Origin of the sequence: Mediterranea sp. An20, assembly GCF_002160055.1 — a bacterium.
GTDB lineage: Bacteria > Bacteroidota > Bacteroidia > Bacteroidales > Bacteroidaceae > Bacteroides > Bacteroides avicola.
On record NZ_NFJV01000012.1, the window covers coordinates 85,691 to 98,749 of the forward strand.

A 13,059-nucleotide genomic window follows, 5' to 3' on the forward strand; every position below is an offset into this window, starting at 1 on the left:
CGTACTTTTGCAGCGTTAATCATTAAACGTATTAAAAAACAATTACTCATTCGATGAATTTTGTAGAAGAATTAAGATGGCGTGGCATGCTCCACGACATGATGCCCGGCACGGAAGAACTGCTGGCCAAAGAACAAGTGACTGCTTACATCGGTTTTGACCCCACGGCCGATTCCCTCCACATCGGCCACTTGTGCAGCGTGATGATTCTGCGCCACTTCCAGCGTTGCGGCCACAAGCCGCTGGCACTCATCGGCGGCGCTACGGGCATGATTGGTGACCCCTCCGGCAAATCGCAGGAACGCAACCTGCTGACCGAGGAAACCTTGCGGCACAACATCGAAGGCATGAAGAAACAGCTCTCCAAGTTCCTGGACTTCGATTCGGATGCGCCCAACCATGCCGAACTGGTCAATAACTACGACTGGATGAAGAATTTCACTTTCCTGGACTTTGCCCGTGAGGTAGGCAAGCACATTACCGTCAACTATATGATGGCCAAAGACAGCGTGAAGAAACGCCTCAACGGCGAAGCGCGCGACGGCCTTTCCTTCACCGAATTCACTTACCAACTGCTGCAGGGCTATGACTTCCTGCACCTTTACGAGACCAAGGGCTGTAAGCTCCAGATGGGTGGCAGCGACCAGTGGGGCAATATCACCACCGGTGCCGAACTCATCCGCCGCACCAACGGCGGCGAAGTGTTTGCCCTGACTTGCCCCCTCATCACGAAGGCCGACGGCGGAAAGTTCGGCAAGACGGAGAGCGGCAACGTATGGCTCGACCCGCGCTATACTTCTCCCTACAAGTTCTACCAGTTCTGGCTGAACGTGAGCGACGAAGATGCTGCCCGCTACATCAAGATATTTACCGCCCTTCCCAAGGAGGAAATCGAGGCCCTGACCGCCCAGCACGCCGAGGCTCCGCACCTGCGTCTGTTGCAGAAGCGCCTGGCCCGCGAAGTGACTGTCATGGTACACTCCGAGGATGATTATAACGCAGCTGTTGAGGCATCCAACATCCTGTTTGGCGGTGGCACGAGCGATGCGTTGAGAAAGCTGGACGAGCAGACGCTGCTGTCTGTCTTCGAAGGCGTGCCCCAGTTTGAAGTGTCGCGCGATGCACTCGGCGCCGGCGTCAAGGCAGTTGACCTCTTTGTAGAAAACGCTCCCATTTTTGCTTCGAAGGGCGAAATGCGTAAGTTGGTGCAGGGTGGCGGCGTTTCGTTGAACAAGGAGAAGCTGGCTGCTTTCGACCAAGTCATCACCACCGCCGACTTGCTGGACGACAAGTATCTGTTAGTACAGCGCGGCAAGAAGAACTATTATTTGGTGATTGCCAAGTAAGACAGGCATTGTCGTTCCATAGATAAATATAGATAAAGAGGATGTGTCGGACAAATCCTGGCACATCCTCTTTATTTTTATAAATCTGTCCTATTAATTTCGCACTACCCTGAATTCACATTGCCCCGTGCCCAGCAGTCCCTGCCCGTCGGTGCCTTCCACCACGCCGATAAAGCCGGTGTTGATGTCCGAACAATAGAATTCAGCTTCTGCTTCTCCATTCTCATCTGTCACTAAGTTGGGTAGCCACAACAAGGTGTTGCGGGCATCGGGAACGGAACTCTGCATGTCCCATTCATCCGGTTGGTAGAACTCACGTTTGCCGTAATAGCCTTTGGTGCGGTAGATGTTGTTCATGCGTAGAAGTTCTTCTTCTGTAAATTCCGGTCCATTATATGTAATGAATTGAATGTCTGTCACAATCCAAATTCCATCAGGACCAACAGGTTCATATTTTATAAGTTCATACGACTTTCCGATAACTGGTGCTGATTTCTTTCCATCATATGGGCAGCATGCCGGATGATGGGAATACCCTTTGTAATCGTTTAAAAAAGGATAGTTATTCTTACAGTCTTCACAGACCCACGCTCCGTTCAAATCTGTTTGTGCCAAACTATCCAAGCGTCCCATAAATTTATCGCGGAACACCCTTACTTTATCTGTCGTCACTGTCACTTCTGACAGAAGAATGCTGCCGTCAATTCCAATTCTAAGATAATCAGGTTCTTTGCTTACACGTTCGGGTTGCATAAAGGAGTAATATACTTGTCGGGTTTTCCGCAAACTGTCTGCTTGTCCAAGCAAGTCCTTAAAAGCTACAGAAGGCTTGTAGCGGTCTTTGTCCAGTAGCGGTTTGATGTATACGTAGCCGCCTTGCAACTTCTCCATCAGTTCTGTCGAGAGCGTGAACTGTCCCAAAGTGTCGGTCAGCAGAATCTCTGCATTTCCATCGGGACCAAACACCTGGATGGCCTGTTGCATACCTCCCACTTCCTTTACTCTTCTTTTTGTTCCGATGGTCTGCACCCCGTTGATCTCATCGTGCAGGAATATGGAGGCAGATGTCACGGTGTCCCGCTCCTCCCACACATACCGCCGCCATCCTTGCGTCAGCAGCAACAGGTCCAGCGATTCCAAACGGTCTTTGTTCCGCTCGTCAAAGTAATAGGACGGGTTGTGTATGTTTCCCATGATTTCCGTAGACAGGAAGCAGTAGGACAGCAGATTTTCCGGAACCTTTTCGTTGACGTATGCTTTATCGAACAGACTCAAGGCCAGGTTTGCCTGCACGGGTCTTCCGTGTTCATCGGTTACCCGTATTTTCAATGTTCCTTTTTCCCTTTTCCAATAGCGTGTCCTGCTCGGTTTCACTTCCACATACAGCCGTCTTTGCGGATGCACGTACACTAAGCGTTCCGCCATGGGGCGGCCGGCTTCATTGTAGAGAGTAAACTCCGCAATGCCTTGTTGGGTAAATGTTTCCACCGGCATACGCACCCGCACACTGCCATGCAGGGTGGCTGTAGCCGTACAGCAGGTCATGCCCCGCATGCGTCCCACTAATCTCACCGTTTGTGGCTTATTACCATTTGGTTGTGACAGGTGGAAGTCAAGAAACTGTTCCGTCTGCTTGTTCAGCCTCAGTGCAAGACCGGAAGGTTGTATGCCGCAGAAAGGGAACTCTCTGCCGTCATCCAGCACGACCTTATATGAGGCTTCCTTATGCGGGTTCAGGATAAGAAAACCCATGCCGTCGTGCATGGACTCCAGTCGGGCCACCACACGGCCATTCTCTTCCAATACACCCTCCACGGGAACGGGCATTCCCCGATAGTCTGTGGCTTTGAAGGCCACCTTCGAGGGGATTCCGTCTATCAAATCACCTCCTTCCGGGAAGAATTGCAGCCGTGCCACCGTGTCGGACTTACTTACCGCTTCCTTGTGCTCAAGTTTGTCTGCAATCTCCTTTACCACCCGTATCACTTTGGGATAGATGGGCATCAGTGTGTCGCGTAGGAGAGAGTGGCGGGTATAGGCATGGATGCGGTAGTTGCCCGGACGGAGAGCCTTGTCCACGTAGATGTGTCCCTCGGCCATGCCCGCATGTATCGGATATTTCTCCTGCCACACGATGCTGTCTTTCCCGTCTGCCATCTCTACGAACAGGGTACGGCTCCTATCAGAAAGCGCCAGTGTCTGCGCATCGAAGGCATATCCCTTGAACCACAGGTCTTCTCCTGCTTCATATACACCCTTGCTGGTCTGCAGGTACACCGTCTCGCGCAGGCCGTTGTAGTCTTGCGGGACGGAGTCGGCGGGTGCCTGGGCACGGACCGCAAAACCGGCCATACAGCATAAGAGGAAACAGATTGTCTTTCTCATGGCTGATGATAGTTAATTGTCATTCTCTTTCAAATCTTCTTTTAACTGAATGATGCAAGGATAAATGGAATTATTGGTCGGCATCACAAACTGATTTTCTTTGTCTACATAGATATTCGGATGGTCCTAGCTTTCACAATTCTTCCCATATCGCGTAAATCAATTAAGAGCCTTAGGAGATAAGACCTTTAGGGTCAGATAGTCCTCATTGATGCCTATATCTCCAATATATTCTATGTTTAATCCCTCTTGGGTAACGAAAGCGTTGGTCCAATTCCATTCTTTGCCAGTCCCAAGGTTTGTTTCTCCCATATAGTGGAAATGTTCATCCATTAGGATGACTACTATGGGCTTCTCTTCTTTAACGGTCTTGATGGTTGCATCAGGCAGACCTTTCAACATAAACCGGTAATACACATTTCGATAAGGGTCATAAAGAATCGCACCATACATATCTTCTTTCATATAATTCTCTATAACCAATTCATCTGGAGTTTTTTTGACATCGCTGTAATCTATGGAATGAATGGTGCGAGCCACGTTACTCCCGCCGTAGACTGTTTGGGTTGCATCTTCGTCCCATCGGGTCAGGTAGAGATTATGGGAGGCAGGAAAACTGAACACAAGTTCCTTGTTGGGAGAGAGTGTTGAAAATACCTGGGTGGGCAATCCGCCTTCCCAATTCGCATTATTGCCATAAATCTCTTTCGGATACGTATGACGGAAGTCCACCTGGTTCGTAGCTGTATTTATATAGGCACTGAATTTAAAGCGTTCAATATTCTCAGCCGGAACGGACAACATGGACTGACCGGTCAATATCAATGTCGAATCTATTGGAATAAACGAAGTTACGGTACTCAGTAGGTATTGCGGATAATAGTTGGGCCAATCCGGTTCCTTGGAAGCTCCGGTCAATGGAATATGCGCTTTGACTTTCCCTTGTGCGTCAGCCAATTCCACTTGAACCATTGGCATATTATAGATGTAGATGGAGTCCGCATTCTTGATGTGATAGCCGGACACTTTCAATATTGCGTTAGGGCCTTCTTTATTGTAGGCTATCCTTTTAACGTAGGTCGTGTCATCATAATTATAAAAATAAATGGCATTCTTATAAGGATTCAGAAACGTCAGGAACCTTTTGCCCAACGAATCAGTCCACAATTGCATATAAGGAGGTTTCGGTGCGGTTTCTGCATCCAAATAGAATTTTTTTTCACCCTTTTCTGCTAATTGGAAAGTAGCGGTGAGTTTTCCTTCCATCTCATTGTCAACCTTCACCACACCATTTCTACAGGAAGTTAATGCAAGGATAAGCAACGTTACAAATAAAAAATGTAGCAATTGTGTAACTTTCATAACCTAATTATTTAGTGACTGTAAAAATACTCATTATTAGGCATTCGATATTAAGAGTCTGTTTAAATTTTCCTTTTATAGATTTATTTTCAGCTTCTGTTGAGTCTCTTTCCGGTCTCTTTTCCCGGCATACTTCGTCACGTAGCCCGCTACGTTCCTCAGTACACCGGAAAAATATCCTCGGAAACAGCACTCAAAATAAAGCTGAGCAAAATTTAAACAGGCTCTAAGTTTCCCATAAAAATGTGTATGCAGTTTTGTATGCAATACTCCTTAACGCCTACAATGGGAGTCTTGCATATAAACCTGCATATCAAATGAAGTAATCAATTATACTTTGGGCGGGTTAGAATTGGGCATTTTTCACATTACCTGCCCTGCATGCATTGACATCCTCGAAGAGGTTGCACCTCGCACGCCTGACTCTTTCTTGCTTCGTACGTCCGACTCTTTCTTCCCTCGTACATTCGGCAACCTCGGAGAGGTTGAACGATGCTTAACCGCGGGTGGCTCCCCGAAGGGGAACACCTGCGGATTACCTCATCCTCCTCCCTTCCATCGACCTCGTAGGGGTCGAACCACGTTTATTCTGCCTGAAAGAACCGCTCATCCATCTTAATCCCATTCTTACGGACGAGAGCTTGAGCAACTGTAGATAGAGGACAGGCTATATAAATGGATGAATCGGGAAAGAGTCAGTCAGAAGAATGTGGTCGGACATGCGTGGTTCGACCCCTTTGAGGTCGATGTGAGAGAGCGAGGATAGATCCGCAGGTGTTCCCCTTCGGGGAGCCACCAGCGGTTACCCATAGTTCAACCTCTCCGAGGTTGCCGGGTGTGCGAGGCAAGCAAGAGTTGAGTGTTAGCTTCGCTCAAATGCAGGTTTAGCCAGCTCAAATGCAGGTTTAGCTTCTTTAAATGCAGGTTTAGCCGATTCAGATGGAGGTTGGGTGACACCATCCTGGCTTTTTCTCCTCCTTACAGTGTGATTCCCTTCCGGCTGCCTTCACGCTTTCACCGTCGTTCAAACTGTTGCAACTCAGTGAGATGTTGTGAAAGATAGAGCCTTCACGCATCTTTCACACCTTTCGCTTTGTGGTTTCCTTGCCTTCCCCTGATGTCAGGCACTGCCGTCGTCTGCTTCTTATATATGCGCCACCTGCTTCTAAAGACTAAGGACGCTGCTTTCAAAGTATAAGGAGAAAACCGGTAAAAACAGAACCGGGCCGTGCATCTGTAGTGGTACGCCGGGTGTGTGAAAGCAGGGTGAAGGATGTATCTTTCACACCAATTCCTTGTACAGTAGATATTTGCAGGCCGTTGAAGGCGTGAAGGCAGTTTGTTGCCAAACATGGTGCAGGCGGTTTCTGGTGCGCCATGCACCTGTTTTGCACCTCATTTTTCATTTATAAAAAATAGCTGCTTACGATTTGTCAAATGATTGTATATCAGTTGGATGCTGTGAAACATACCCGATATTCATTTATATTTCCGTTTATATTCGGGCACAGAATCCGGTTTCACCGAAAAACTGTAAGTCGGTTGATTTTTCCTTTGCTTCTGCCTCTGTTTTTATCTTTCATCAAGCGAGGGTGTATCAAAACATAGATTAACTTTCATTTTGTCATCTTGAGCGAAGCGAAAGATCTCAAAACAGATGCTGATGCAGTCGAGATGCTTCACTTCGTTTTGGGTGGTATAAGCGGGTTCGACCTCTTTGAGGATGTCAGTGCATGCCGGGAAGACAATGTGGAAATGTACCATTCTAACCCGCGCAAAGCATAAGTCTGTCAAGAAGTCATAGATGTCCGATTGTTATCCTGTCAAAATTATTTTTATGGAATAATGCTTCTGTTTCCCGATTAATATGTTTATATTTGCCGCTGGTTTTTGGTACGAAGTTCTCGCAGATAGCCATTAAAGATGCTCATACTCTGTAACATAGATAACTAAAAACTGCAGTTTGTAGTTAAAAATACTTAACCGTTATAATCAAAACATGTATGCGTAGATGTCTGTTTTTGTGCCTGATGGCACTTTCCCAGTTTGGCTACTCACAGCATATCATAGGAGTGGGTGCTGATGTGAATGAACGGGTCAATTTGGCTCAACGAGAGGTGCTGGATACCAGCCGGTTCCAGTGTGTGTATCAACATTTGGTATATGAACCCGAGCGTGATGCGATGAGGGATTATTATGAAATTCTTTTGGTAGGCAGCAGTTATAGCAAGTATGAGGACTATGCGGCCTATCAGTTGGATTCTTTGATGAAGACAATTCCTACGGAGGAAATGACTTTCAACGACTATTTTTCCTTGTCCATGCGCTATAAGTCGGAGCCGGAAAGTCTGATAAGGGACTTCAAGTCTAATAATATGACGTTTTATGGGCGGGTATATGTAGATAATTATATTTATGAAGAGCCTGTTCCGGCTATTTCATGGAAGTTGGAGGATGGGACAGAAGAAGTCTGCGGTTACCTTTGCCACAAAGCGACAGCCACCTTCCGTGGACGTGTCTGGACGGCCTGGTACAGCGATATACCGATTAACAACGGACCGTGGAAATTCGGGAATCTGCCCGGGCTGATTCTGAAACTGGAGGATGCCAAGGGGGAACATAGGTTCAAGGCTGTGGGCTTCAAGCAGGATACAGTGGAATTCGGCTATCAGAAACGTGATTATATGAAGACAAAGCGCAAGCAGTATAACGCTGCGCTGGCCAAGTATAAGGCCGAGGCGTGGAAATTGGTGGAAAACACGGAGCTTCATCCTACGAATTTAGACGGGACTCCGGTCAAGATACCCCATCGCAAGTTGTTTTATAATCCGATAGAACTGGAGTAGGCAGATGAGGTGTGCGATTCTTGTACTGGTTTTGCTGGCGGCCGGATGGTGCAGTGGCTTGGCCGCACAGGTAGAGGGCACGGTGCGTTCGGACAAGGGAGAGCCTTTGGCAGGCGCGATGGTCAAAGCGGTGGATGCCGACGGTGGGGTGCTTGCCTACGCTATTGCCGACGGCGGGGGACATTATGTCTTACAGGTGGAACCGCTGCCCGAACCGTTGCGCCTGGTGTTTTCGTGCATGGGCTACGAGGTACTGGAACGGACAGTGGACGACCCCGCGCAGCCTGTGGATGTGCGTCTCCGCGAAAAAGTATTCGAGTTGAAGGAGGTAGTGGTGCGGGTGCCTCCCATCCGGGCATTGGGCGACACGTTATTGTATGACGTAGCGTCCTTCCGCAGTCAGTCGGATCGTAGCATCGAGGACGTCATCAAACGCCTGCCGGGCATCGAGGTGCAGGACAATGGCCGTATCTTCTACAACGGCGAGGCCATCAACAAGTTCTACATCGAAAACCTGGATTTGCTGGGCGGGCGTTACGCCATCGCCACGCGCAACATTTCGGCAGACGACATCGCATCGGTCAGTGTCTACGAGAATCACCAACCCGTGCAGGCCTTGAAAGATATTCGCATGAGCGACCGCGCGGCATTGAACCTGACCCTGAAACGGCAGCGCACGCTGAAGCCCATCGGTTATATGAAAGCCGGAGCCGGTTGGGGCGGGGAGACGAAATGGCAAGGGGAATTGTTCGGCATGTTGGTGTCTCCCAAGAACCAGACCCTTGTCACGGCCAAAGGCAATAACTTCGGTGAGGAGTACCGCAACGAGACGCAGCAGCTGATAGGCAGCTTGTTCGATACGAAGACCCTGGCCTACGGCGTGTTCTCGCAGATGCCTTTCGGGGAGGCACAGATTCCGCAGTCGCGCTATTTCCGGAACCGTTCGGTCACCGCTTCGGTGAATACGTTGCAGAAACTCCACGAGCATCTGACGCTGACAGTGTCTGCTGATTACATTCGTGAAAAAGATTCTTATCAGAATGCCCAGGTGACCGAATATTATGCCACGGGCGAACAACCGGTGCGTGTGGCAGAGGACAGCCGCTCGCATCTGGACGGGCATGAAGCCAACTTCTCGCTCAAGATGGAGAACAATGCATCGACCCGTTATGTGGTGAATGAATTGCGCTTCAAGGGCCGTTTCCATACCAACCGTTATCTGCTTTCCAACGAAAACTTTATGGAACAGACATTGCGCAACCGCGATTACAACGCCAGCAATAACTTCAGCGCGGTGTTTCGTAAGGATCGCCGGGTGTATGAGGTACATTCGCTGGTATCGGTTTCGAGCACGCCGTCCAATGCCATGCGGGTGGTTTATCCGGTGCGTGATTCGCTGGGAGTCAGCCAATGGGCAGAGGGGCTGTCGTTCCATACGCGGGAGAGCACTGCTTTTTCCTGGCTGGCCGGGTATCGCAGCAGCGTGGGGGCAGACTTGTCTTTCGAATCGTTTTATGAGACTTTCCGTTCGGAGGGCCGTCATGGGTGTTCGGCAGATGCTTTGTCTGTAAATGACGACAGCGGCTATAAGCTGGTGACTTCCATAGAGCCTTATTTCCAGTGGAAAGGAGATAAACTGACGTGGCGCACGTCGGTGCCTGTCAGGATGCACGACCTGAAATACCATGACGCTTGGGGAGGCGGCATGTATACCTTGCACAAGCCTTACGTGGAGTTCCGCACCACTTTCTATTTCTTTTTGCCTCGTAATGTAAAGGCTACGCTGGAGGGAGGAAGGCGATACGACATCGGCGGCATGGAAGATTTCGTTGTGAATCCGGTCTATGTCACCTACCGCCGGCAGAATACCATCGGGGCGGGTGTGCTGGGAGTGCGCCGCAGTGACTATGTGTCGGCATCCGTCCGCCACCGTAATACAGTGGAAGGATTGTTCTGCTCGTTGCGGGGGATGTTCAGCCGTACAGTCAACAACCGGATGGTCACAACAGAGGTCGATGCAGACCAGACTACTACGGGGCAAGTTCAGGCCCGTCACACTGGATATAATGCGGATGTCATGGCGAATGTTTCCAAGAATGTCCGGGCGTTGAATACGACTTTTTCCTTGATAGGCAGTGCCATTTTCCTGAAGCGGGCAACGCAGCGGCAGGGACATGTGGTGGACATCAAGAATCGGATGTATACGTTGCGAGGTGAAGTGAGGGGGTATTTGTGGGCAGACCGGTTGTCGTTCTCGCTGGACGGAGAGTATGTGCGGACGTCGCAGGTGTCTGATGCGCTGCAGTCACCGGTGGCGGTAGACGATGTGACCGCGCACGCCCGGCTTTCCTTTTTCCCGTTCAAGTCGTTTGAGGTCTATGCCAAGGCGTATTATAACAATGCAGAGCTTTTCGGCAGCGGTCGCCAGGTGAATGTGTTTGTAGATGGCGGGATGCGCTATTCGGTGGGAAAGTTTGAGGTGGAGTGTACTGGACATAATCTGACTGACCGGCAGGTTTATGCCTATACCCGTCTCAGCAATTACGACTTGTACACGTATTCGTTTGCTCTGCGTCCGTTGGAATTTTTGTTTACGGTGAAATATAATTTCTGAGGCGCTGTCGCGGATTACACGGATTATGCTTCGTCCCAAACAATGTCTGCGTCCGATTTCGTATCAAATGCAGAGGCACAGAGTTCCGTAACTGTCTGTCGGAAAATTCCCGCTATCGGGAGATGCTTCACGTGTGTTACCAATGACAGCATGATAGGAACTGAATGGTTTTCGGGCAAGCTCCTCCTGTCAGCCTCATTGGTTGGAGGCTTCCTTGTTGCTTATCGCACCTTCTTTTCTTTATCTCTACTGCTTATGCGGGTATAAGCGAACACGCCGACTGCTGTCAGCACGGCACCGGCAAGGCTCCATAGTTCTTTTGAAAGAAACAACTCCCATCGGAAAAGGCATGCGATGGGATGATATGCGAGGCCTATGAGGGTGGCTATGGCCAGTCGTTGGTAGTTCGATGCGCTTTTCCTGAACAGCATGTCGAGGCAAAATAGGGTGGGTACGAATACGATGTAGTTGATGTCCGTCACGTCAGTGCAGAGGTTTATGACCACGGCTATCAGCATGAATCCTGCTATGGCCAATATGATTTTCGCGTTCCTTTTCATCATGAATTTGTTTTTGTGATGTGGCAAAGGTATATTTTGTAGAAAGAAAAACAAAAAAACAGTCAAAAAAATTGCATATATCCGGTGAATGCCTTATCTTTGCACCGCTTTTTAACAGAAAGCTTCTGTTTGGACTATGGTGTAATGGTAGCACAACAGATTTTGGTTCTGTTTGTCCAAGTTCGAATCTTGGTAGTCCAACCAATAAAAAGGAGGGTATACCCCAATCGGGTATATCCTCTTTTTTATGAGTTGGGGGTGTGTCGGGGAACCGCCTTAAGGATTTTTGTAATCAGGATTCAGTTCTGTAGGCACCGGTGCATGCACCTCTTCTTTCCACTGGTCTAAAACCCGGGATAACTCTTCGACCTTTTGCGGGTATGTGCCCGACAGTTCTTCCCGTTCACTGATGTCATTCACTACATTATACAGCTCATACTTGCCCGTTTCATAGTTTTCTATCAGTTTCCATTCTCCCTGGCGGATGACAGAAACCGGGCGGGTACGGAAACGTCTGTCTGTGGTCTCCACATTACCCCCTTCCAGATAAGCGGGGAAATGCCAGTACAGCACACGTTCAGACACCTTGGCATCCTTTCCGGAACGCAACAGCCCGGTCAGATCCATTCCGTCCAGCAGCAGGTGGTCCGGTGAGATGCCGGTCAATGTCAGCAGAGTAGGGAAAATATCCAGTTGGGAAACAGCCACGTCCGGGTACGTCCGGTGTTCAAACACATCTTTCCAGTAGAACACGAGCGGCACCCGGATGCCTCCTTCGTAGAACGAACCTTTTCCGGCGCGCAGGGGCCACTGCTTGGAAATGTCGTACACCCCGCCATTGTCGCTGGTGAATATAATCAGGGTGTTGTCTTCCAGTCCGTTGTCCTGCACAGCCTGCCATACGCGGCCCACATTGCGGTCCATGGCTTCCACCAATGCCGCATAGGTGGGGTTATGGTGAGCTTCCGTGGCTGGTTTCTCCTTGTATTTCTGTATCAGTTCCGGCTCGGCCTGTAAAGGCGTATGCACCGCATACGTGGCATAATACAAGAAGAAAGGGCGGGAGCGGTCAGCCTTGCGTATCAGTTCGGCAGCTTCACGTCCCAGGCGGTCCGTCAGGAATTCTCCTTCCGGTCCGTCGGATAAATTAGCATTGTGGTATGGCGAAAAATAGGTGCTCGGGTTGCCGGCGTGGTTGCCTCCTATGTTCTTGTCTATCCCGCAGGGCGTGGGGTCGTTAGTGACATGCCATTTCCCTACGTGAAATGTCTGATAGCCGGCTTCCTGTAACACCCGTGGCAGAATCTGGAATCCGTCGGGCAGGGATTCGTGGTTGGGGATGGGTATCAGTTTCCGGTGGGCTGCCTTGCCACGCTCTGAACTTCCCACGGTGTAGATACCGTGACGCGGGGCATATTGTCCGGTCAGCATACAGGCGCGGCTGGGTGCGCTGTTGGCTGCACCTGCGTACGCCTGTGGAAACCAGATTCCGGCTTCGCGCAGTTTGTCGATGTTAGGCGTCTCGTAGTAACCGCTGCCGTTGCCACTCAAATCCGTCCAACCCAGATCATCGATGTTAATCAGTATGATGTTCGGACGTTCCTCTTTCACTTCCTGTGCGGTGACAGGCAAGGTGCAGCCTATGGCGGAAAGCACCGCCAGATTAACGGGTAAATGCTTTTTCATCTTTATAGGTAAGTAGTCAATTAGATTGAATTTATATCAAACACAGAGACACAGAGACACAAAGTTCTGTAACTGTCTGTCGGTAAAATGACGGGAGGGCACAGAGTCCGCGGTTTCGCCGCAATCGAGAGAAGGGAAATTAACTCTGTGAGCTATGGACAAGAAAACAAAAACTCTGTGTCTCCGTGTCTCTGTGTTTAGTACACATTTGCTTAAATCAAAACAGCTTCTGCAAACAACGATAAATGATAAATAAAGAG

The 13,059-nt window shown here is 49.4% G+C and carries 7 protein-coding genes and 1 tRNA gene; 4 read left to right on the forward strand and 4 right to left on the reverse strand.

Going from position 1 to position 13,059, the window contains the following annotated elements:
- Positions 1-53 precede the first annotated feature (53 nt).
- Positions 54-1,346, forward strand: a complete 1,293-nt coding sequence (gene tyrS, locus B5F34_RS08750; protein ID WP_087337462.1) for a tyrosine--tRNA ligase — start codon at positions 54-56, stop codon at positions 1,344-1,346.
- A 93-nt stretch (positions 1,347-1,439) separates the two neighbouring features.
- Here the strand turns inward: tyrS and B5F34_RS08755 are convergent, their stop codons facing one another.
- Positions 1,440-3,731, reverse strand: a complete 2,292-nt coding sequence (locus tag B5F34_RS08755; protein WP_140392988.1) for a hypothetical protein — start codon at positions 3,729-3,731, stop codon at positions 1,440-1,442.
- Between the two features lie 159 nt (positions 3,732-3,890).
- Positions 3,891-5,093, reverse strand: coding sequence for a DUF4221 family protein (locus tag B5F34_RS08760; RefSeq protein WP_087337465.1), 1,203 nt, complete (start codon positions 5,091-5,093; stop codon positions 3,891-3,893).
- A gap of 2,003 nt (positions 5,094-7,096) precedes the next feature.
- On the opposite strand from B5F34_RS08760, the gene B5F34_RS08765 reads away from it, so the two are divergent.
- Together B5F34_RS08765 and B5F34_RS08770 are read left to right on the forward strand one after the other, a co-directional pair.
- Entirely contained in the window at positions 7,097-7,939 is an 843-nt protein-coding gene (locus B5F34_RS08765) for a GLPGLI family protein (RefSeq protein ID WP_087337468.1), read from the forward strand.
- 4 nt (positions 7,940-7,943) lie between these two features.
- Complete coding sequence (locus B5F34_RS08770; protein ID WP_087337471.1) at positions 7,944-10,553, forward strand: carboxypeptidase regulatory-like domain-containing protein; 2,610 nt, start codon at positions 7,944-7,946, stop codon at positions 10,551-10,553.
- Positions 10,554-10,774: 221 nt separating this feature from the next.
- Here B5F34_RS08770 and B5F34_RS08775 read toward each other — a convergent pair whose 3' ends face one another.
- Positions 10,775-11,116 carry a hypothetical protein gene (locus tag B5F34_RS08775; protein WP_087337475.1) on the reverse strand — a complete coding sequence of 114 codons (342 nt, stop codon included), beginning with the start codon at positions 11,114-11,116 and terminating at the stop codon, positions 10,775-10,777.
- Between the two features lie 127 nt (positions 11,117-11,243).
- On the opposite strand from B5F34_RS08775, the gene B5F34_RS08780 reads away from it, so the two are divergent.
- A tRNA-Gln gene (locus B5F34_RS08780) sits at positions 11,244-11,317 on the forward strand.
- Positions 11,318-11,389: 72 nt separating this feature from the next.
- Here B5F34_RS08780 and B5F34_RS08785 read toward each other — a convergent pair.
- Complete coding sequence (locus tag B5F34_RS08785) at positions 11,390-12,799, reverse strand: sulfatase (RefSeq protein WP_087337478.1); 1,410 nt, start codon at positions 12,797-12,799, stop codon at positions 11,390-11,392.
- Positions 12,800-13,059: the final 260 nt, after the last annotated feature.